The following is a 21,959-nucleotide window of genomic DNA, read 5'->3' on the forward strand; positions in this document are numbered from 1 at the left end:
GCCGCAGGATCGATGTAGGAGCCGGCTTGCCGGCGAAGCGCCTGACGCCTCAGTAAACGTCGCGGCGGTAGCGCCCCTGTTCGATCAGGCGTTCGACCTGGTCTGTGCCCAGTACCTCGTTGAGCACCTGATCCACCCCTGAAGCCATGCCCTGCAAGCTGCCGCAGATGTAGATCGCGGCGCCGTCGGCCAGCCATTTTTTCAGCTCGTCGGCCGCTTGGCGCAGGCGGTCCTGGACGTAGACCTTTTCGGCCTGGTCCCGGGAGAACGCCAGGTCCAGGCGGCTCAGGTCGCCCCGGGTGCGCCATTCCTGCAGTTCATCCTTGCAGTAGAAATCATGCTCGGCGTTGCGCTCGCCAAAGATCAGCCAGTTGCGTTGCTGGCCATCGGCGATCCGTGCCTTGAGCAAGCTGCGCAGGCCCGCCAACCCGGTGCCGTTGCCCAGCAGAATCAGCGGGCAAGGTTCGGCCGGCAGGTGGAAGCCGCTGTTGCGGCGCACCCGCAGGCTGATGCTGGAACCCACCGCGGCATGCTCGGTGAGCCAGCCGGAACCAATCCCCAGGCTGCCATCGGGGTGGCATTCCTGACGCACCAGAAGTTCCAGGCAGCCGTCGGCGGCAATCGAGGCGATGGAGTATTCGCGCATGCTCAGGGGCACCAGGGCGTCCACCAGGGCCTGGGCATGCAGCCCCACCAGATGGCTGCGGTTGTCTGGCAGCTGGCGGCTGCCCAGGGCCTGTTCCAGGCTTTCTTGCAGGCCATCCAGTTGCACCGGGGTGTTGCCGGAGAGGCCCAGGCCGGCGAGGAAATCCACCACCGCGCCGCGGCTGTTGCGCGGCATGACTTCCACCAGATCCCCGGCCAGCCAGCTACTGGTACTGGGGGCCAGCAACTGCAGCAGGTAGACCCCGGAACCGCTGCTTTCAGGGTTGAGCAGGGTTCGGGTGTTCAAGGTCCAGTTGTCGAAGGCCGGGGCCTGCCACAGGTCCACGGGAGCCTGTCCGGTCAGTTGGCCCAGTTGCTGTTGCCAGTGGCGCAGGGCGTAGCTGTCGCCGCTGTCCACTTCGATGGGGGCGAACAGGGTGTTGCCGCCCTGGCTCGACAACCAGTCATGCAGGCGCCGGGCAAAGCCGCAGAAGTGCTGATACTGGCGGTCGCCGAGGCCGAGCACGGCGTATTGCAAGCCCGCAAGCGGCAGCTCGCGGCCCAGCAGTTTGCGTTCGAAGCCGCGGGCGCTGTCCGGGGCTTCACCGTCGCCGAAGGTGCTGACTATGAACAGCGCGCGTTGGGCGCTGCGCAGATCCTGTTCGCTGAGGCTGGCCAGCGACTGGACCTTGGCGCTGACCCCGGCAGCTTGCAATTGCCCGGCAGTCTGCCAGGCCAATTGTTCGGCAAAACCGCTCTGGCTGGCGAAGCCGATCAGCCACGCGGAGCCATCGTCGGCGCTGCTTTCCAGGCCTTGGCGTGCGTTCTTGATCTGGCGCTTTTTGCGCCGGCGATCCAGGTACAGCAGCCAGCCGGTGACGAAGAACAACGGCATGCTCAGCGAAGCCAGGGTCAGCACGATGCGTCCGATCAGGCCGAAATAGCTGCCCACGTGCAGGGCGTAGACGCTGGTGAGCAACTGCGCCTTGAGGCTCTTGTCGGCGTAGCGCTCATGACGGCTGATGACCCCGGTGGCGGGGTCCAGAGTGAGCTGGTTCAGGGCGCGATCGTGGGGCGAATCCTTGAGCAGGTAGAACACCGTCGCCGGCTGCCCGGCCACGGCGGGCATGCGGATGTTGTAGCCGCTGAGGTTTTTGCCGGCAGCGCTGTAGATGCTGCTCCACATGGCGTTGTAGTCCGCCACGGGGGCGGGGCCCTTGGGCGGTGGGCCGCCGCGACCACCGCGCTGGCGCTCACTGTGTGGCGAGTCGGAGAGCAGTTTGGTCAGGCCCTCCCGGTACCAGTCGTAGGACCAGTACAGGCCGGTGAGGGCGAACAGCAGGTAGAACAGCAGGCACCAGGTGCCGAACACCGCGTGCAGGTCCCAGTTGAAGCCGCGGCCTTTCTTGGCCCAGTCCAGGGTCAGCCATACGCGCCAGTTGCCGACCTGACGCGGCCAGCGCAGGTACAGCCCGGACAGGCAGAAGAAGATCAGGATCAGGGTGCAGGCGCCGGTGATCTGCCGGCCGGTGTCGCCGATGGCCAGGAAACGGTGCAGCTGCAGCATCAAGCCGAAGAAGTCCTGGCCGACCGCGTCGCCCAGGAACTCGCCGGTGTAGGGATCGAAGTAGCGCATCTGGCCACGGCGCTCCCCTGGCGGCGGGGTGAAGAACACCCGCGCGGCGTTGCCGCTGTCGGTTTCCACCCAGAGCATGGACACGGTCTTGCCTTCGGCGGCCTGGATTTTGTCCACCAGTTCGGCGGGTGGCAGCACCCCGGCGGGCAGCTTGTCGACTTGCAGCACCGATGGGTTGAGGGCGCGCAGGATCTCGTCCTGGAACGACACCGTCGCCCCGGTGATGCCCATCAGGGCCAGGACCAGCCCCGCGCTGATGCCGAAGAACCAGTGCAGCTGGAACAGGGTTTTCTTCAACACGTCACTCGCCTTGTTCGTCCAGAGAGAGAAAACACGGCGCGCAGTATGCCGTGGGTTGTCGAGAAGCATTCTTTTTTACACGCAAAAGCCCCAGGCATTGCAATGCGTGGGGCTTGGCGGCCTGTGGCGGGGGCCACAGGCGGTCGGCTGCTGGGTCAGAAGTGGAAGTTGGCGCTCATCAGGGCGGTACGGCCGGCGGCTACGTGGGCGTAGTGGGTCTGGAACACCTGGTCGAAGTAACGCTTGTCGGTCAGGTTCTGCACGTTGAGCTGCAGGTCGACGTTCTTGGTCAGCTTGTAGCTGGCCATGGCGTCGTAGCGCCAGTAGGACGGGATCTCCACCGAGTTGGCGATGTTGCCGAACTGCGAATCGACGAAGGTGGCGCCGGCGCCGACAGTGAGGCGTTCCGGGATCAGGTCATAGGTCGACCACAGGGTGAAGTTGTTCCGTGGTGTGCTCGGGGTGTGGTTGCCCTCGTCCACCGCCAGGGTGGTTTTCACCACTTCGCTTTCCATGTAGGTGTAGCCGCCGTAGACCTTCCAGTTGCGAGTCAGCTTGCCGCTGTAGGTCAGTTCCAGGCCGTTGACCCGTTGTTCACCGTCCAGCACCTGGGTGGCGCCGCCATCCGGGTCGTTGATCCGCGCGTTGGTCTTCTCGGTGCGGAACAGGGCCGCGGTCAACGACAGATCGTCATCGAAGAAGTCCCACTTGGTGCCCACTTCGTAGTTGCGGTTCTTTTCCGGGTCCAGGCTGCTGTTGTTCGCGGCCAAGTCCAGGCCGCCGTTGCCGCTGGTCTCGCCCGCTGGGTTGCTGGAGGTGGAGTAGGCGGCGTAGACGCTGCCGTTGGGCAGTGGTTTGTAGACCACGCCAACTTGGTAGTTCCACAGCTGCGAGTTGTTCTCGCGGGAAAATTCACCCGCCGGGGCCCGAGTGGCGAAGCCGCTGGAACGAGTCTGGTAGTCGTCGAAACGCAGGCCCAGGTTCAGCGACCATTGTTCGTTGAACTTCAGGGTGTCGAACACGTAGGCCGCAGCGGTCTTGGTGTCGGTGTCGGTGTAGGCCGCGCTGTCCTTGATGGTGCCATTCCAGCCGGCGCCCGGCGTCGGGTTGTTGAGGCTGGTGCAGTCGCCGTTGGCGATCAGGGCCGCGTTACAGGTGCTGCCGTTGACCGCCGAGGTCACGTCGTAGGCACGGTTGTGGGTATCCACGTAGGAGAACTCGATACCGGTCACCAGGCTGTGCTCGATGAAACCGGTGTCGAACTTGGCGCTCAGGTCGGTCTGGTTGGTCCAGCCCTTGGAGGTCGAGTTGCGGCTTTTCGGGCTGCGGTAGACGGTGCCATTGGCCACGTTGCCACGGCTGTCATCTGGGTTGGTGACGATGTAGTCCAGGGTCGAGCGCGACAGGCGGAAGCTGTTGGACAGGGTCAGGTTGTCGTTCAGATCGTGTTCGATCTTGATCGTGCCGCTGTCTTCGCTGGTCTTGCGGTAGTCGCGGCCGGTGAGGCCGTAGAAGTTGTCACGATTGACGCTGACCGGTTTGTCGACGTTGTACTTGCTGCGACGAGTGCCGCTGTTGGTCAACGGGATGCCGTAGTCCGGGATGTCGTCAGTGTTGAGGTGGTAGTAGCCCACGGTGACCCGGGTGTCGGTACCCAGGCCGAACGCGAAGGAGGGCGCCACGCCCCAGCGGCTGACTTCCACGGCGTCGCGACCGGCCACGTTGGCCTCGTGCTTCATCAGGTTCAGGCGAAAGGCCGAACTCTCGGTCATCTGCTGGTTGAGGTCCAGGGTGGTGCGTTTGGTCTGGTCCGAGCCCCAGGTGAACCCACCGTTGTAGGAGTTGCCCAGCTTGGCGGTCTTGGACACCAGGTTCAGGCTGCCGCCGGTGGAACCGGCACCGGTAAAGGCCGAGCCAGGGCCCTTGCTGACTTCGATGGACTCGACGTTGAAGATCTCCCGGCTTTGCGAGGCAGGATCACGCATGCCGTCGATGAACACGTCGCTTTCGGCGTTGAAGCCGCGAATGATCGGGCGGTCACCGGCCGGGTTGCCGCCTTCACCGGCACCAAAGGTAATCCCGGGTGTGGTGCGCAGGGCATCCACCAGGCTGGTGGCAGCAGTGTCGCGCATCACTTGCTGGGGAATCACCGTCACGCTTTTCGGCGTTTCCCGCAATGGTGCTGTGTATTTTTTCGAGGAGGAGGAGTCGACCTTGTAAGACGTCTGCTCCTGGGCCTCACCAGTAATGCTGGTGGCATCCAGGGCAATGGCCTTGCCCGCGGTCTTTTGCTGGGTGTCTTCGGCGGCCTGAACCATATGGCCCGCAGAGCCGGCGGTAATCGCCACGCCAATGGCGGAGGCCAGCAGGCGTGGTGAACTGACAGCGGATGGTGGTTGTTGGCGTGACATGGTGGTTCCCCTCCCCAAGGATTTGAGGTCGCGGAATATAGGGGAAAGAAACAATCGTTATCAATTGCGAAACGTTACTATTCGCACTGAATTTACAATCTTTACAATTTATCCTTACGGTTTTTGCGCGCTCATTCGTCACCGGGTTTTACACAGTCAATAAGAATCAATACCATTGAGGACCTTTCGCTGCTCAGGTACCTGGCCATGTTGCTGCACATCCCCGGCGTGTTCACCCGTGATGAAGTAGGGCGCATCCGTGAAGCCCTGGAGCAGGCGGACTGGGCGGATGGCAAGATCACCGCCGGTTACCAGTCGGCCAAGGCCAAGCACAACCTGCAGCTGCCCGAAGGGCATCCGCTGGCCCAGGAGATCGGCGCGGCAATGCTCGATCGCCTGTGGCAGAACCCGCTGTTCATGTCCGCCGCCTTGCCGCACAAGGTGTTCCCGCCGCTGATCAACTGCTACACCGCCGGCGGCAGTTTCGACTTCCATATCGACAACGCCGTGCGCCAGCCCAAGGGCAGCGCGGAGCGGGTGCGCACCGATCTGTCATCGACCCTGTTCTTCAGCGACCCCGAGGATTACGACGGCGGCGAGCTGGAGATCCAGGACACCTACGGCCTGCAGCGGGTCAAGCTGCCGGCGGGGGACATGGTGCTGTACCCCGGCACCAGCCTGCACAAGGTCAACCCGGTGACCCGCGGCGCTCGCTATGCCTCCTTCTTCTGGACCCAGAGCCTGGTGCGCGAAGACAGTCAGCGCGCCTTGCTGTTCGAGATGGACGGAGCGATCCAGGAACTGACCCGGGATGTGCCCGAGCATCCATCGCTGATCCGCCTGACCGGCACTTATCACAACCTGCTGCGGCGCTGGGTCGAGGTGTAGGCGGTGACTGTTCAACTTCGCCGCGAGGAAGTCCTCGACGGCGCGCAACTGAGCGCCATGCTCCAACAGAGTCCGGCCCGTGCGGCCCAGGCGATATTGGTGGCGGCCCGAGAGGGGCTGGTGGAGGCCCAGGCGCTGCTGGGACAGATCCTCCTCGACGGCCACGGCATCCAGCAGGATCAACCCCTGGCCTTGCGCTGGTTCGAAATCGCCGCGCGACGTGGGCACCTGATGGCGCGCAACATGCTCGGCCGCTGCCATGAGCATGGCTGGGGTTGCCCGGCGGATGCCGCCCGCGCTGCTGGACACTACCGATTGGCCGCCGAAGCGGGGCTGGATTGGGGCCTGTACAACTACGCCAACCAGCTGGCCACCGGCCGTGGTGTGGCGCAGAACCACGCCCTAGCACTGGCCTGCTATCGCCGTGGGGCAGAGCTGGGGCATGCCAAATCGATGAACCTGCTGGGGCGTTACCTGGAGGAGGGACTGGTGTGTCCGGCTGACCCGCAAGCGGCCCATGAATGGTATCGACGCTCGGCCGAGGGCGGTGATTTTCGCGGGCAGTTCAGTTATGCAGCGGTGCTGGCGGATGCCGGTCGTATCGACGAAGCCGTGGATTGGCTGCAGCAGGCCCTGGCGGGCGGCAACCTGAATTTCCTGCGGGTGGCTTGCGCTGCGTTGCTCAATGCCACGCATCCAAAGATTCGCGAACTGGCCCAGGCCTATCAGCGGCGCGCAGCGCAATTGGCGGATGAACGGGATGGCGAGCAGCTTGCAGACTTGGCCTGAGTGGGGATGACGCAAGGAAAAGTCTCATGAGTGATTCCCAGGTCTCTTTTGGCCTGCCGTCTTTCAATGTCGCCACTCGCAGGACACTGGAAGCAATGGCCGATGTCGATTGCGCAAGAGTGATCGACCATCAGCAAGTCGTGGCGTTGGCTGCGAGCTTGAGTCAGCCTTGTCCTTTGCCAAAGCCGCCGCCACAAAAAGCCAAAAGCCCATGACAGGTCATGGGCTTTTTCTTGCAGCTTGTCGCTAGCAGCTAGCCACTGTCCTTACAGGTAAAACGCCTTCAGCGGCGGAAAGCCGTTGAATTCCACCGCGCTGTAGCTGGTGGTATAGGCGCCGGTGGACAGCCAGTACAGGCGGTCGCCGATGGCCAGGTTCAGCGGCAGGCCGTACTTGTAGTTCTCGTACATGATGTCGGCGCTGTCGCAGGTCGGGCCGGCGATCACCACTTCTTCCACTTCACCTTTCTTCTCGGTCCAGATCGGGAACTTGATGGACTCGTCCATGGTTTCGATCAGGCCGGAGAATTTGCCCACGTCGGTGTATACCCAGCGCTCCACGGCGGTGCGGGATTTACGCGCCACCAGCACCACTTCGCTGACCAGGATGCCGGCGTTGGCAATCAGCGAACGGCCAGGCTCAAGGATGATTTCCGGCAGCTCGTCGCCGAAGTCTTCCTTGAGGAAGCGGATGATTTCCTCGGCGTAGGTTTCCAGGCTGTTGGTACGGGTGATGTAGTTGGCCGGGAAGCCACCGCCCATGTTGATCAGTTTGAGCTCGATGCCGTCTTCTTCCTTCAGGCGTTCGAAGATCACTTTGACCTTGGCGATCGCCGCGTCCCAGACGCTGATGTCGCGCTGTTGCGAACCCACGTGGAACGACACGCCGTAAGGCACCAGGCCCAGGTCGCGGGCGAGGATCAGCAGGTCCATGGCCATGTCGGTCTGGCAGCCGAATTTGCGCGACAGTGGCCAGTCGGCGGTGGTGGAGCCTTCGGTGAGGATGCGCACATAGACTTTTGAACCCGGGGCGGCCTTGGCGATGTTGCGCAGGTCGGCTTCGGAGTCGGTGGCATACAGACGCACGCCCTTCTCATAGAAGTAGCGGATGTCCTTGGATTTCTTGATGGTGTTGCCGTAGCTGATGTTGGCCGGGTTGACGCCGCGGCCCAGCACTTTGTCCAGCTCGTAGATCGAGGCGATGTCGAAGCTGGAGCCTTTTTCGTGCAGCAGGTCGATGATCTCGGCGGCCGGGTTGGCCTTGACCGCGTAGTAGACCTTGGCGAATTCGAAACCGGCGCGCAGGTCGTCATAGGCCTGAGCGATCATCTGGGTGTCGATGACCACGAACGGGGTTTCTTGCTGGTCGGCGAACGCCTTCATTTTTTGAAAGGTTTCGCGCGCGAAATAGTCTTCGACGTTAATCGACATGCGTTGGGAGCTCCTACTGGCAAACGTTAGAAATCAATGGGTGCAAATCAGAACGTCCTCCGTATCCCCACTTTGGTTCGCCTACTTCCCAAGGCATGTCGCCGAAAGCAAAAAGGCCATGGGAAAGTTTCCCTTGGCCTTGCTGTCTCGTCGTCAGTACTTGAGCCGGATGGATCGTTTCCAGCATGGACGTTCGGCGCGAACTTTAGGTGGTGAGGGGCCTGAGATCAACAAAAAATGTCGCGTTTTTGCACTTGTCTGACGTGCGTAAACGACACCTCTCTTTGTAGCCGACACAGATGACGGACAGATGTTCCCGAAGATTTTCCAGGTGTTAAAAATACCTGCACGTTCGACGCTTTTGCGCTCCAAGTGTCTGGAAAGTATGAAGGCGTCAACATCGGCGACGTTAGCGACGAGAGGCTGGTCAGAGGGGGATCTTGGCTGTTTCGGAAGGTGCCGCCGGACGGCGTTCGCGGGGGCGGCTGTTGATATTTTTTTCCGCCATGTAAGTGGGCCGAAAAACCAGTGGCGAGGGTGCTTGCTCCCGGTGAACTGCGCAGCAGTTCCACTCTTTTTGGCAAAGAGGGGCCGCTTCACGGCCCAAGTGCAGCAAGCGCCCTCGCCACAGGTTCGTTATTGGCTATTTATTGATCAGGCGACCACTGCCTCAGCCGGCGAGACGATGTTGGTCTTCATCCCCCGCGAACGCCCGGAGCTCAGGTAGGCCGCAATGGATTCCTGGGTCACCTCACCGAGAAATACCCGCTCGGCATCCAGCACCGGCAGCCACGAACGGTTGAACTCGTACATGCGCGACAGAAGAATCCGCAGGTGTTCGTCGTAGGCGGCGGTGGCGTTGAACTCCCGCAGGAACTGGGCGCAGGTGCCGGTCTGACGGTGCAGGTCGCGACGGCGTACATAACCCAGGGCCTTGTTCTCGGCGCAGGTCACCACCACGTAGCGGCGGTCGTGTTCGTCCATCAGGTCCAGGGCCTCGGCTACCGGGGTTTCCGGGCTCACCGACGGTGCGTTGTCCGCGGCGTCTTCGGCCTTGACCAGCAGCAGGCGTTTCAAGGTGCTGTCCTGGCCGACGAAGTTGCTGACGAAGTCGTCCGCCGGGTGCGCCAGCAAGGTGTCCGGGTGGTCGATCTGCAGCAGCTTGCCGGCGCGGAAGATGGCGATCTTGTCCCCCAGCTTGATGGCTTCGTCGATGTCGTGGCTGACCATGATCACGGTCTTGTTCAGCGCTCGCTGCATCTCGAAGAACTCGTTCTGGATCATCTCGCGGTTGATCGGGTCCACCGCGCCGAAGGGTTCGTCCATCAGCAGCAGCGGGGCGTCCGCCGCCAGGGCGCGAATCACCCCGATGCGCTGTTGCTGGCCGCCGGACAGCTCACGTGGATACCGATGCAGGTACTGCTTGGGTTCGAGCTTGATCATGCTCATCAGCTCACGGGCGCGGTCGTGGCATTTCTGCTTGTCCCAGCCCAGCAGCTTGGGCACCACCACAATGTTTTCCTCGATGGTCATGTTGGGGAACAGGCCGATCTGCTGGATCACATAGCCGATGTTGCGGCGCAGGGTGACTTCGTCGAGGTCGGTGGTGTCTTCGCCGTTGATCAGGATCTTGCCCGAGGTGGGCTTGATCAGGCGGTTGATCATCTTCAGCGTGGTGCTTTTGCCGCAGCCCGAAGGGCCGAGGAATACGCAGATCTCGCCTTCATTGACGGTCAGGCTTACGGAGTCAACGGCGGTGATGGTCTTGCCGTTGCTTTGGAAGGTCTTGGTCAGCTTTTGAAGTTCGATCATTTGAGCAGTCCTTTTGGTGTCAGCGAGCGTTGCAGCCATTGCAGAAGCAGGTCGGCGAAGATGGCCAGGAGACTGACCAGTAGCGCGCCGACGATCAGCATCGACATGTCGCTGCGGCTGATGGAAGCAAGAATGAGTACGCCCAGGCCGCCGGCGCCAATGGTGGCGGCGATGGTCATGACGCCGATGTTCATCACCACGGCGGTGCGCACCCCAGCGAGGATCACCGGCACCGCGATCGGCAGTTCGACCATGCGCAGGCGCTGGCCGAAGGTCATGCCGATGCCGCGGGCGGCTTCGCGGATGCCCGGCTCGACGCCGGTCAGGGCCAGGTAGGTGTTGCGCATGATCGGCAGCAGGGAATAGAGGAACACCGCCGTGATGGCCGGCAGCGGCCCCAGGCCCTGGCCGAACTTGGAGTAGAACGGCAGCAGCAGGCCGAACAGGGCGATGGAGGGGATGGTCAGCAGCACGGTGGCACTGGCCTGCAACGGGCCGGCCAGGGTCGGGAAGCGGGTCATCAGGATGCCCAGGGGCACACCGAAGACAATCGCCAGGGTCACGGCGATGCCCACCAGGGTGATGTGCTGCCAGGTCAGGTGCAGGACCTGGGCCCAATCGAGATGGGAAAAGGCGTTCAAGAATTCCATGTCTTCTCCTCTCTATTAGTGGTTGATCGGATGCTGGCGCAGAAAATCTGCGGCCACGGCGGATGGGCTTTCATGGTCGACGTCGACCCGCGCGTTCAGCTGGCGCATGGTTTCGTCGTCGAACAGCGCCGCCAGCGGCGTGAGGTCCGCCGCCAATTGCGGGTGGGCGTCGAGGTACGCCTGACGCACCACGGGGGCTGCGGTGTAGTCCGGGAAGTAATGCTTGTCGTCTTGCAGCAGCTTGAGCTTGAAGGCGTTGAGCCGACCGTCGGTGGTGTAGACCAAACCGGCAAATACCTGGCCATTGCGCAAGGCGGTGTAGACCAGGCCGGCGTCCATTTGCCGGGTGTTCTTGCGGGTCAGGTTCATGTCGTACAGCTTGACCATGCCGGCCAGGCCGTCGGAGCGGTTGGCGAACTCGGTGTCCAGGGCCACCAGGCGGTTTTCCTTGGGGTTTTCGGCCAGGGCTCGGGTCAGGTCGCTGATGCTGTTGATCTGCGGATGTTCCTTGGCCACGTTCTCCGGCAGGGCCAGGGCGTAGGTATTGCTGAACTTGGACGGCGCCAACCAGACCAGGCCTTTTTTCGCGTCGAGTTCTTTGACTCGGGCGTAGGACTGCTGGCTGTCGAGTTTCTCGTCGATGTGGTTGTAGGCCACCAGCGAGACCCCGGTGTATTCCCAGATCAGGTCCAGCTGGCCGCTTTCCTGGGCGCTGCGCGCCAGGTTGCTGCCCAGGCCGCCGGTGACGCGGGTGTCGTAACCCTTGCTGCGCAGGTACTGGGAGGTGATTTCCGCCAGCAGGGTCTGTTCGGTGAAGACCCGGGCACCAATGCGGATCAGTGGTTTTTCCGCGGCTTGCACCCATCCAGCGAAAAGCAGGATGCAGCCGAGTATCAGGCTTGTTTTTTTCATGTTCATTCCTTGGCGCTTACGGACTTAGGACGGGCGCAGACCACGTTCCAGCCAGAGGCGGCTGGCCAGGGTGACCAGACCGTCGAGGAGCAAGGCCAGCAGCGCAGTGCAGGCGGCGCCGAGCAGCAATTGCGGCTGATTGTTCAGGGCGATGCCGGGGAAGATCAGGCTGCCCAGGCTGTTGGCGCCGATCAGGAAGGCCAGGGGCGCGGTGCCGACGTTGATCGCCAGGGCCACCCGCACGCCACCGATGATGATCGGCACGGCGTTGGGCAATTCGACTTTCCACAGCACCTGGCGCGGGGTCATGCCGATGCCGACGGCGGCTTCCTTGAGGGAACCCTGGACGTTTTTCAGGCCTTCGTAGGTGTTACGCACGATGGGCAGCAAGGAGGCGAGGAACAACGCGAAGATGGCCGGACCACTGCCGATGCCGAGAATCCCCAGGGCGATGGCCAGGACGGCCAGAGGGGGGACGGTGTTACCGATGTTGAACACTTGCATGAAGCGTTCGGCGCGTCCGACCATGCTCGGGCGGCTGAGGAAGATGCCGGCGGGGATGCCCACGAGCAGTGCGGCGAGCATGGACGCCAGGACCAGGAACAGATGAGCTTGCAGGTAGAACAACAGATCGTCGCGGTAGTGTTCGATCGTCGTGATGCCGATCCAGTGGACCAGCAGGGCCAGGAGGGCGATGACCGCAGCGCCTCCTATCAGCCCTTTGCCATAGCGAATAGCCACAGGCGGACTCCTTTTTTCAGTCGGCGGGCACTTTCCCGTGTGGCAAGGCCATTCCTGGCTGCCGCGAAAGTACGCGCGAAAAGCAGCTCGTCGAGTGCCGGCAAAGCGGCGGGTGAACGAGCCATGAGCGCAGCTTCGTCAAGCTAACGTGCTGATATTTCAGCCCCTGACGACAGCGCGTGACAGGGGAGTGGACGTCTCCACGTTTTAAAAGGTTCCATATTTGGCAGCATTTAGCCACCGTTTATCTGCCGCGCGGTGGCCTGGGCGACGGGGGCAGCGGTGGCCCGCAAGGCTTTGTGTGGGCTATAATCTGCGCCCTTTTTTGATCACCGCCAGGCGATTTCCCATGACCAACCAGGCCGCCGAAGTCGCGAAACGCCGCACTTTCGCCATTATTTCCCACCCGGATGCGGGTAAGACCACCATCACCGAAAAGCTCTTGCTGATGGGCAAGGCGATTGCGGTGGCGGGTACCGTCAAATCGCGTAAGTCCGACCGCCATGCCACTTCCGACTGGATGGAGATGGAGAAGCAGCGGGGTATTTCCATTACCACGTCGGTCATGCAGTTCCCCTATCGCGAACACATGATCAACCTGCTGGACACCCCGGGCCACGAAGACTTCTCGGAAGATACCTATCGCACCCTGACCGCCGTGGACTCGGCGCTGATGGTGCTCGACGGCGGTAAGGGCGTTGAGCCACGGACCATCGCCCTGATGGACGTCTGCCGCCTGCGGGATACGCCCATCGTCAGCTTCATCAACAAACTCGACCGCGATATTCGCGACCCGATCGAGCTGCTGGACGAAATCGAAGCGGTGCTGAAGATCAAGGCCGCGCCTATCACCTGGCCGATCGGTTGCTACCGCGACTTCAAGGGTGTGTACCACCTGGCGGGCGACTACATCATCGTCTACACCCCGGGCCACGGCCACGAACGTACCGAAACCAAGATCATCGAGAAACTCGACTCCGACGAAGCCCGTGCCCACCTGGGTGACGAGTACGAGCGTTTCATCGAGCAGTTGGAACTGGTGCAGGGTGCCTGCCACGAGTTCAACCAGCAGGAGTTCCTCGACGGCCAGTTGACCCCGGTGTTCTTCGGTACCGCCCTGGGCAACTTCGGTGTCGATCACGTACTCGATGCCGTGGTGGACTGGGCGCCGCTGCCGCTGGCTCGTGTTGCCAACGAGCGTAGCGTCGCGCCCCAGGAAGAGAAATTCAGCGGTTTCGTGTTCAAGATCCAGGCGAACATGGACCCCAAGCACCGCGACCGTATCGCCTTCATGCGCATCTGCTCGGGCAAGTACGAGAAGGGTATGAAGATGCGCCACGTGCGCACCGGCAAGGACGTGCGCATCGGCGACGCCCTGACCTTCTTCTCCTCCGAGCGTGAACAGCTGGAAGAAGCCTACGCTGGCGACATCATCGGCCTGCACAACCACGGCACCATCCAGATCGGCGACACCTTCACCGAAGGCGAGGCCCTGGGCTTCACCGGTATCCCGCACTTCGCCCCGGAACTCTTCCGCCGCGTGCGCCTGAAGGACCCGCTCAAGTCCAAGCAACTGCGCCAGGGCCTGCAACAGCTGGCCGAAGAAGGCGCGACCCAGGTGTTCTTCCCGGAGCGCAGCAACGACATCATCCTCGGCGCCGTCGGTGTGCTGCAGTTCGATGTGGTGGCCAGCCGCCTGAAGGAGGAATACAAGGTGGAGTGCTCCTATGAGCCGATCACCGTATGGTCCGCCCGCTGGATTGAGTGCAGCGACAAGAAGAAGCTGGAAGAGTTTTCCAACAAGGCGGTGGAAAACCTGGCGTTGGACGGCGGTGGTCACCTGACTTACCTGGCGCCGACCCGGGTCAACCTGGCGCTGATGGAAGAGCGCTGGCCAGACGTGAAATTCCGCGCCACCCGCGAACATCACTAAGTTCGCCTGTAACACCCCAAGCCCCGCTGTGCAGACAGCGGGGCTTTTTGTTGCGCGCAGGATAGGCCCGCCGCCCCGTAGGAGCTGGCTTGCCAGCGAAGGCGGCGGACGCGGCGGAGCATGGCTTGCGGGCCTCTTCGCCGGCAAGCAGGCTCCTACCGGTTGTGGTGTATTTCAGGGAGCGCCGTTAGTCGGAAGGGCCCGGCAGGTTTGGCTGTCGATAGCCTGCTATCTGGAAAAGCCGGGATATCGGGACTAGGTTTCAGACAGTGCTGTGACCTTCGCAAGCTTGGGCGCAGCCTTTGATGATTCACCTGTGAAGGATGGAATCGGCTATGAATATTTTTCAACGCACGCTGTTGCTGATCAAAGTGCTGGTGATGCTGTCGCTCGGAACCTCGGCGGCCTGGGCTCACAATCTGCTGGAGGTCAAGGAGCCGGGCTTTTCGTCGACCATAGGCGAACCGGAACAGATGCTCGCCCAGTCCGAGTCGGAACCGGGGGATGAAGGGCAGGGGGGCAGTTCGGGCGATGACGATCAGACCACCGACGATGACGACGAGGGTGACAGCCAGAGCTAAAAGAAAACCCCTGGCCACGGACTGATGCGCAATCCATTGCCAGGGGCGAGTGGAACACTGTACAGGCGCTCCCGGAGTGTTTCGGGAGCGCCTTTTTCATGTCCGCTTAAACCACAAACTGCTCGGCGTAGTGGCAAGCCACCTGGCGGCTGTCGAGCTGGCGCAGGGCCGGCTCTTGCGTGCTGCAACGCTCGGTGGCGTAGGGGCAGCGCTTGTGGAAGGCACAGCCGGGTGGAGGGTTCAGCGGGTTGGGCAATTCGCCGACGATCTTGATCTTCGGCTTGTCCGGGTCCGGATGGATGGTTGGGGTCGCCGACAGCAGCGCCTGGGTGTAGGGATGCAGGGGGCGGGTGTAGATGTCCTCCTTGGGGCCCATTTCCACCGGCCGGCCGAGGTACATCACCAGCACCTGGTCGGCGACGTGACGCACCACCGCCAGGTTGTGGGAGATGAACACGTAGGCGGTGTTGAATTCCTGCTGCAGGTCCATGAACAGGTTCAGCACCTGGGCCTGGATCGACACGTCCAGGGCCGAGGTTGGCTCATCCGCCACCAACACCTTGGGTTGCAGCATCATCGCCCGGGCCAGGGCAATGCGCTGGCGCTGGCCGCCGGAGAACATATGTGGGTAGCGCTGGTAATGCTCGGGGCGCAGGCCCACCTGCTTCATCATCGCCTGGACTTTTTCCCGGCGTTCGGCGGCGGACAGCTTGGTGTTGATCAAGAGCGGCTCGGCCAGTTGATCACCAATCTTCTGCCGTGGGTTGAGCGAGGCATAAGGGCTCTGGAACACCATCTGCACGTCTTTGCGCAGTTGCTTGCGCTGGGCCTTGTCGGCGCCGGCCACTTCCTGGCCGGCGATTTTCAGCGAGCCGGAAGAGGGTTCCTCGATCAGGGTCAGGGCCCGGGCCAGGGTGGACTTGCCACAGCCGGACTCGCCGACCACGGCCAGGGTCTTGCCGGCTTCCAGTTCAAAGGACACGCCGTTGAGGGCACGCACGGTGGCATGGCCCTTGAACAGGCCACGGGACACTTCGTAGTGACGGGTCAGGTCGCGGGCGGTAAGAACGACGGCCATTACGCCACCTCCTGATTGAGCGGGTAGAAGCAGCGCACCAGGCTGGCGGCTTTCGGGTCGAGGCTGGGGCGTTGCTGACGGCAGTTGTCCTGAGCATAGGGACAGCGTGGCGACAGCAGGCAGCCTTGTGGGCGGTCATAACGCCCGGGGACGATACCCGGCAGGGTCGAGAGGCGGGTGGCGCCCAGGCTGTGCTCGGGAATCGCCGCCAGCAGCGCTTCGCTGTAAGGGTGCGCGGGGATGTCGAACAGCTGCGGCACCTGGCCGACTTCCACGGCTTGGCCGGCGTACATCACGCAGACGCGCTGGGCGGTTTCGGCCACCACGGCCAGGTCGTGGGTGATCAGCACCAGGCCCATGTTCTGCTCTTTCTGCAGGTTGAGCAGCAGGTCCATGATCTGCGCCTGGATGGTCACGTCCAGAGCGGTGGTGGGTTCGTCGGCGATCAGCAGCTTGGGTTCGCCGGCAATCGCCATGGCGATCGCCACCCGCTGGCTCATGCCACCGGAGAGCTGGTGCGGGTAGGCGTCCATGCGGCTGGCAGCGCCGGGAATCTCGACCTTTTCCAGCAGCTCGATGGCGCGCTTGCGCGCGGCCTTGCTGGACATCTTCAGGTGCAGGCGCAGCACTTCCTCGATCTGGAAGCCCACGGTGTAGCTGGGGTTGAGCGCGGTCATCGGGTCCTGGAAGACCATGGCCAGGTCCTTGCCGACGATCTGCCGGCGCTGGCGGGCGCTGAGCTTGAGCATGTCGCGGCCGTCGAAGCTCAAGGCATCGGCGGTGACGATGCCGGGATGCTCGATCAGCCCCATCAGCGCCATCATGGTCACCGATTTGCCGGAGCCGGACTCGCCGACGATGGCCAGCACTTCGCCCTTGTCGACCTTGAGGTCGAGACCGTCCACCACCGGCACCGCCGTGGCATCGCCGAAGCGTACGTTGAGATTCTTGATTTCTAGCAATGACATGGGAATCTCCTCAGGCGGCGTTCTTGAGTTTCGGGTCCAGCGCATCGCGCAGGCCGTCGCCCATCAGGTTGATTGCCAGCACGCTGAGCAAAATGGTCAGACCCGGCAGGCTCACGACCCACCAGGCGCGTTCGATGTAGTCCCGGGCCGAGGCCAGCATGGTGCCCCACTCTGGAGTTGGCGGTTGCACGCCGAGGCCGAGGAAGCCCAGGGCGGCGGCGTCGAGGATGGCCGAGGAGAAGCTCAAGGTGGCCTGGACGATCAGTGGCGCCATGCAATTGGGCAGCACGGTGATGAACATCAGGCGCGGCAGGCCGGCACCGGCCAGGCGCGCGGCGGTCACGTAGTCGCGGTTCAGTTCGCCCATCACCGCGGCACGGGTCAGGCGCACATAGGACGGCAGGGACACCACGGCAATGGCGATCACGGTGTTGATCAGGCCTGGGCCGAGGATGGCGACGATGGCCACGGCCAGCAGCAGCGAAGGCAGGGCCAGCATGATGTCCATCAGGCGCATGATGGTCGGGCCCAGCAAGCGCGGGAAAAAACCGGCGAACAGCCCCAGGAGGATGCCCGGGATCAGCGACATCACCACCGACGACAAACCGATCAGCAACGACAGCCGAGAACCCTGGATCAGGCGCGACAGCAGGTCGCGGCCCAGTTCGTCGGTGCCCAACAGAAACTGCATCTGCCCGCCTTCGAGCCAGACCGGCGGCGTCAACAGGAAATCGCGGTACTGCTCGCTGGGGTTGTGCGGCGCCACCCAAGGGGCGAACAGCGCGCAGAACACGATCAGCAGCATGAACAGCAGGCCGGCCACTGCGCCTTTGTTGCGCGAAAAGTGCTGCCAGAATTCTTTGTAGACGGACGGATAGAGCAGGCTTTGATCGACTGCTACTGAGGAAGTTGGAGTGCTCATTAGTCTTGATCTCAGCGCTGGTGACGGATGCGTGGGTTGGCAAAGCCGTAGAGGATGTCCACCACGAAGTTGACCATGATCACCAGGCAGGCGATCAGCAGGATGCCGTTCTGCACCACGGGATAGTCCCGGGCGCCGATGGCTTCGATCAGCCACTTGCCGATTCCCGGCCAGGAGAAGATGGTTTCGGTCAGCACGGCGCCGGCCAGCAGGGTGCCGACTTGCAGGCCAACCACCGTGAGTACCGGAATCAGTGCGTTGCGCAAGCCGTGGACAAACACCACCCGGGCCGGCGACAGGCCCTTGGCCTTGGCGGTGCGGATGTAGTCTTCACGCAGCACTTCGAGCATCGAGGAACGGGTCATCCGCGCGATCACTGCCAGGGGAATGGTGCCCAGCACGATGGCCGGCAGGATCAGGTGATGCAGGGCGTCGAAGAAGGCGTCGGTGTCTTTGGCCAGCAGGGTGTCGATGAGCATGAAGCCGGTTTTCGGCTCGATGTCGTAGAGCAGGTCGATGCGTCCGGACACCGGGGTCCAGCCCAGGCTTACCGAGAAGAACATGATCAGGATCAGGCCCCACCAGAAGATCGGCATCGAGTAACCCGCCAGCGAGATGCCCATGACCCCATGGTCGAACAGGGAGCCTCGCTTGAGGGCGGCGATCACCCCGGCCAGCAGCCCGAGGATGCCGGCGAACAGCAGGGCGGCCATGGACAGTTCCAGGGTCGCGGGGAACAGCGAAGTGAATTCGCTCCACACACTGGTGCGGGTGCGCAGGGATTCGCCCAGGTCACCGTGGGCGAGCTTGCCGATGTAGTCCAGGTATTGGGCATACAGCGGTTTGTTCAATCCAAGGCGTTCCATTGCCTGGGCATGCATCTCGGGGTCGACCCGACGTTCGCCCATCATGACTTCCACGGGGTCGCCGGGAATCATGCGTATCAAGGCGAAGGTCAGCAAGGTGATGCCGAAGAATGTGGGGATCAACAACCCCACACGGCGGGCAATAAAACTAAACATCTTCTGAAGTACCTCAATCAGCCGGTTAGGCGTTCCCGCCGCCCTTGGGGTCAAGGGCGGCGGGCGTTTCTTATCACTTCACTTGGGTGGTCGCGAAGTTGTTGGTGGTCAGGGGGCTCTGGTGGTAACCCTCGACGTTCTTGCGCATGGCGGTGAACATCTTCGGATAGGCCATGGGAATCCATGGTTGATCCTGTTGGAAAATCAGCAACGCCTTTTCATAGAGCTCTGCGCGTTTGGCAGGTTCAGCGTCGGAACGGGCCTGGTCGATCAGGTCCTGGAACTCCTTGTTGCACCAGCGGGCGTAGTTTTCGCCGTTCTTGGCGGCGTCACAACTCAGGTTCGGGGTCAGGAAGTTGTCCGGATCGCCGTTGTCACCCGCCCAGCCGGCCGACACCATATCGTGTTCGCCGTTTTTCGCACGCTTGAGCATCTCGCCCCACTCCATGACGCGGATCTCGAGCTTGAGGCCGATCTTGGCCAGGTCAGCCTGCATCATCTGGGCCCCCAGCAAAGGGTTGGGGTTGGTTGGGCCACCGCCATTGCGGGTGAACAGGGTGATGACCGTGCCATCCGGCACGCCGGCTTCCTTGAGCAGGGCACGGGCCTTGTCCAGGTCCCGGGCCGGGTTCTGCAGGCTGGTGTTGAAGCCCAGCAAGGTCGGAGGATAAGGACCGGTACCCACCAGGGCGTTGCCTTTGCCATAGAGACTGTTGACGTAGGCTTCCTTGTCGAAGGCGATGTCGATGGCTTTGCGTACCCGCACGTCGCTCATGTATTTGCGCGTGGTGTTCATGGCGATGTAGCCGGTGGTCATGGCGGCCAGCTCGTCGACCTTGAGGTTGGCGTCGGCCTTGATGCTGGGGATGTCATCGGGCTTGGGGTACAGGGCGATCTGGCATTCGTTGGCCTTGAGCTTCTGCAGGCGCACGTTGTTATCGGTGGTAATTGCCAGCACCAGCGGGTCCGCCGGTGCCTTGCCCCGGAAGTAGTCCGGGTTGGCCTTGAAGCGGACCTGGGCGTCCTTGGCGTAACGCGTGAAAATGAACGGGCCGGTGCCGATGGGCTTGCTGTTGAGGTCGGCTGTCTTGCCTTCCTTGAGCAGCTTGTCGGCGTATTCCGCCGGGAAAATGGAAGAGAAGGCCATGGCGATGTCGGCCAGGAACGGTGCCTCGCGGCGGGTCAGGGTGAAGACCACGGTGTGGTCGTCAGTCTTCTCGACACTTTTGAGCAGTTCCTTGAAACCCATGCTTTCGAAATAGGGGAAGCCGACGCTGGATTTGTCATGCCAGGGATGCTTCGGGTCCAGTTGACGCTGGAAGCTCCAGAGCACGTCGTCGGCGTTCATGTCGCGGGTTGGGGTGAAGTAGTCGGTGGTGTGGAACTTGACGCCTTTGCGCAGGTGGAAAGTGTATTGCAGGCCGTCCGGGCTGATCTCCCAGGACTCCGCCAGGGCGGGCTGGATGTCCGTGGTGCCGGGCTTGAAGTCCACCAGGCGGTTGAAGATGGTTTCCGCCACCGCATCGGCAGTGACTGCAGTCGTGTACTGGACCATATCGAAGCCTTCCGGGCTGGCTTCGGTACAGACCACCAAGGGTTTGGCTGCGACGCCCATGGCGACGCTCAGCAGTGCGGCGCCCATGGCCGCTCTCAGGGGAAGCATTTTCATCAAGAACCCTCTGCAATCAATTGAACCAGATTAGCTTGAATGGCGGATTCGTCATGAGTCCGCCCTTCAACTGGTGGGTTAGAGAATATTGAACGGGATGGTGGTGACCAGACGGAATTCATTGATGTTGCCGTCGGCCTGGTTCTCGCTCGCGCGGTGAGTGGTGTAGGTGGCGCGGATCGCCGTCGCTTTCAGCGGGCCGCTCTGCACGGCGTAGGAAGCACCGATGCCGTATTCGTAGTGGTGTTCGCCGTCCATTTTCTTCACGTCGTAGGCCGTGCCGGTGTAATGGGTGCCGTCGATGCCCCAGCCACGGGCCTGGTAGATGTTGAACTTCAGGCCGGGTACGCCGTATTCGGCCATGTTCAGACCGTAGGCGATCTGGAAGGATTTCTCGTTCGGGCCGTTGAAGTCCGAGAGCAGGGAGTTGGCCAGGTAGATGCCGTTGGTTTCGTGCAGGTAGTCGAAGTACTCGTTGCCGCTGACTTCCTGGTACGAGAAGGTCAGGCTATGGGCCTGGTGGGTCAGGCCGAGAGACAGGGAGTAGGTATCGTTGTCGATATTGCCCATCTCTTTCTTGCCGGTGTCGACGGTCTTGTAGTAGTTCAGCCCGGTGGTCAGGCTCAGTACCGAGCTGTCGCCCAGCTCGTGGGTGCCGCCGAAGTAGTACTGGTTCCAGAAGTCTTCCACCTTGGAGGCGTAGAGGCTGGTCTTCAGGCTTTTCAGCGGCTGGTAGTTGAGGCCGACGATGCTCACGCGGTCGGTCTCGGCGGTGTTGTTGGTGTATTCGGAGCGGAATTTCGACAGGCTCTGTTCGGTCCGTGGCGATACCCGGTCGAAGGTGCCGGCATCGAACGACAGGTTGTTGAATTCTTCGCTGTGGATGCTCACCCCTTCAAAGCTCGAAGGCAGTGCACGGTTGCCGATGACATCGACGATTGGCGTGCTGAAGTTCTGCCGGCCGGCGGTCAGGGTGGTGTTGGACACGCGGAACTTGACGTTGGCCAGGCCCAGCTTGCTCCACTGGCCCACGGCATCGCCGTCGGAATGGGTCAGGGTGCGGTTGTTCTTGCCGGCGATGTGCTTGCGGTCACGATCCAGGGCAATGGCGTTGTAGGCCGCGACTTCGGTGCTGACGCCCACGGTGCCTTCGGTGAAGCCGGAGCTGTAGTTGAGAATGGTGCCCTGGACCCAGTTGATGCGGCGTGGGGTCGAGGTTGCTTGACCGTTATGGTTGTACGAAAAACGATCATCGCGACGTTTCAGCTCGTTGGCGTACCAGTTGCGGGTGGTACCCGACAGGCTCTGCCCTTCGATGAAGCCTTTGGTCTCCGCCTGGGCATTGGTGCTGTTCTTTACAGTCGGTACGAAGTCCTGGCTGACGTTCTCCGCATAGGCCGTGGCGGTGATGCTACTGATAGCCAAGGCTAACAATGCGCTGCTGCTCAGTTTCATGGGTGAAGCTCCTTTGCTTTCTTTTTAAGTGCCGGTTTTTTTGGGCCGGCTGTTTTTGGAACTCATTCAAGGCTTCGCAAACGTTTGCACGCGACTCAGTCGCCGAATTCAGGCAAA

18 protein-coding genes are annotated in these 21,959 nt (G+C 62.1%); 5 read left to right on the forward strand and 13 right to left on the reverse strand.

Annotated elements, in window-relative coordinates; genetic code table 11:
• Positions 1-49: 49 nt before the first annotated feature.
• Both PQT43_RS00610 and PQT43_RS00615 read right to left on the reverse strand, forming a co-directional pair.
• Positions 50-2,581: a sulfite reductase flavoprotein subunit alpha gene (locus PQT43_RS00610; RefSeq protein WP_272753391.1), complete on the reverse strand. Its 2,532-nt coding sequence runs from the start codon at positions 2,579-2,581 to the stop codon at positions 50-52.
• A gap of 155 nt (positions 2,582-2,736) precedes the next feature.
• On the reverse strand, positions 2,737-4,992 hold the full coding sequence (locus PQT43_RS00615; RefSeq protein ID WP_272753392.1) for a TonB-dependent receptor: 2,256 nt from the start codon (positions 4,990-4,992) through the stop codon (positions 2,737-2,739).
• 207 nt (positions 4,993-5,199) lie between these two features.
• Here PQT43_RS00615 and PQT43_RS00620 point away from each other — a divergent pair, with 207 nt between their 5' ends.
• Genes PQT43_RS00620 through PQT43_RS00630 form a run of 3 tightly spaced genes read left to right on the forward strand, consistent with a single transcriptional unit; the run spans position 5,200 to position 6,884 of the window.
• Positions 5,200-5,880 (forward strand): Fe2+-dependent dioxygenase, encoded by a 681-nt coding sequence (locus PQT43_RS00620; RefSeq protein WP_060842472.1) that lies wholly within the window; start codon positions 5,200-5,202, stop codon positions 5,878-5,880.
• A 3-nt stretch (positions 5,881-5,883) separates the two neighbouring features.
• Positions 5,884-6,669, forward strand: a complete 786-nt coding sequence (locus tag PQT43_RS00625; protein ID WP_267269373.1) for a tetratricopeptide repeat protein — start codon at positions 5,884-5,886, stop codon at positions 6,667-6,669.
• A gap of 26 nt (positions 6,670-6,695) precedes the next feature.
• Positions 6,696-6,884 (forward strand): hypothetical protein, encoded by a 189-nt coding sequence (locus PQT43_RS00630; RefSeq protein ID WP_267270080.1) that lies wholly within the window; start codon positions 6,696-6,698, stop codon positions 6,882-6,884.
• 51 nt (positions 6,885-6,935) lie between these two features.
• On the opposite strand, the gene PQT43_RS00635 is transcribed toward PQT43_RS00630, so the two are convergent.
• The 5 genes from PQT43_RS00635 to PQT43_RS00655 form a co-directional block, all read right to left on the reverse strand.
• The gene (locus PQT43_RS00635) at positions 6,936-8,099 is read right to left on the reverse strand and encodes a type III PLP-dependent enzyme (protein ID WP_102861110.1); all 1,164 of its coding nucleotides are present in this window, start codon (positions 8,097-8,099) and stop codon (positions 6,936-6,938) included.
• Positions 8,100-8,753: 654 nt separating this feature from the next.
• Positions 8,754-9,911: an osmoprotectant ABC transporter ATP-binding protein OsmV gene (locus PQT43_RS00640; RefSeq protein WP_102861111.1), complete on the reverse strand. Its 1,158-nt coding sequence runs from the start codon at positions 9,909-9,911 to the stop codon at positions 8,754-8,756.
• The gene (locus PQT43_RS00645; protein ID WP_102861112.1) at positions 9,908-10,561 is read right to left on the reverse strand and encodes an ABC transporter permease; all 654 of its coding nucleotides are present in this window, start codon (positions 10,559-10,561) and stop codon (positions 9,908-9,910) included. The genes PQT43_RS00640 and PQT43_RS00645 overlap by 4 nt, the downstream gene beginning before the upstream one ends.
• 15 nt (positions 10,562-10,576) lie before the next feature.
• Entirely contained in the window at positions 10,577-11,473 is an 897-nt protein-coding gene (locus PQT43_RS00650) for a glycine betaine ABC transporter substrate-binding protein (RefSeq protein WP_110653061.1), read from the reverse strand.
• A 24-nt stretch (positions 11,474-11,497) separates the two neighbouring features.
• Positions 11,498-12,214, reverse strand: coding sequence for an ABC transporter permease (locus PQT43_RS00655; RefSeq protein WP_102878350.1), 717 nt, complete (start codon positions 12,212-12,214; stop codon positions 11,498-11,500).
• Between the two features lie 349 nt (positions 12,215-12,563).
• Here PQT43_RS00655 and PQT43_RS00660 point away from each other — a divergent pair, with 349 nt between their 5' ends.
• Both PQT43_RS00660 and PQT43_RS00665 read left to right on the forward strand, forming a co-directional pair.
• On the forward strand, positions 12,564-14,147 hold the full coding sequence (locus PQT43_RS00660) for a peptide chain release factor 3 (RefSeq protein WP_102878351.1): 1,584 nt from the start codon (positions 12,564-12,566) through the stop codon (positions 14,145-14,147).
• A gap of 335 nt (positions 14,148-14,482) precedes the next feature.
• The gene (locus PQT43_RS00665) at positions 14,483-14,728 is read left to right on the forward strand and encodes a hypothetical protein (protein ID WP_170001157.1); all 246 of its coding nucleotides are present in this window, start codon (positions 14,483-14,485) and stop codon (positions 14,726-14,728) included.
• Between the two features lie 106 nt (positions 14,729-14,834).
• Here the strand turns inward: PQT43_RS00665 and PQT43_RS00670 are convergent, their stop codons facing one another.
• From PQT43_RS00670 to PQT43_RS00695, 6 genes are all read right to left on the reverse strand, one after another.
• Complete coding sequence (locus tag PQT43_RS00670; protein WP_102861117.1) at positions 14,835-15,806, reverse strand: peptide ABC transporter ATP-binding protein; 972 nt, start codon at positions 15,804-15,806, stop codon at positions 14,835-14,837.
• Positions 15,806-16,774: an ABC transporter ATP-binding protein gene (locus PQT43_RS00675; RefSeq protein WP_110596007.1), complete on the reverse strand. Its 969-nt coding sequence runs from the start codon at positions 16,772-16,774 to the stop codon at positions 15,806-15,808. The genes PQT43_RS00670 and PQT43_RS00675 overlap by 1 nt, the downstream gene beginning before the upstream one ends.
• Before the next feature lie 10 nt (positions 16,775-16,784).
• Positions 16,785-17,696 (reverse strand): ABC transporter permease subunit, encoded by a 912-nt coding sequence (locus tag PQT43_RS00680; RefSeq protein WP_123393761.1) that lies wholly within the window; start codon positions 17,694-17,696, stop codon positions 16,785-16,787.
• 11 nt (positions 17,697-17,707) lie between these two features.
• Complete coding sequence (locus PQT43_RS00685) at positions 17,708-18,718, reverse strand: ABC transporter permease subunit (protein ID WP_102861119.1); 1,011 nt, start codon at positions 18,716-18,718, stop codon at positions 17,708-17,710.
• 73 nt (positions 18,719-18,791) lie between these two features.
• Positions 18,792-20,387, reverse strand: coding sequence for an ABC transporter substrate-binding protein (locus PQT43_RS00690; RefSeq protein WP_110596008.1), 1,596 nt, complete (start codon positions 20,385-20,387; stop codon positions 18,792-18,794).
• A gap of 78 nt (positions 20,388-20,465) precedes the next feature.
• Positions 20,466-21,842, reverse strand: coding sequence for an OprD family porin (locus tag PQT43_RS00695; RefSeq protein WP_267269376.1), 1,377 nt, complete (start codon positions 21,840-21,842; stop codon positions 20,466-20,468).
• Positions 21,843-21,959: the final 117 nt, after the last annotated feature.

Origin of the sequence: Pseudomonas sp. BLCC-B112 (genome assembly GCF_028550695.1) — a bacterium.
Lineage (GTDB): Bacteria > Pseudomonadota > Gammaproteobacteria > Pseudomonadales > Pseudomonadaceae > Aquipseudomonas > Aquipseudomonas danubii.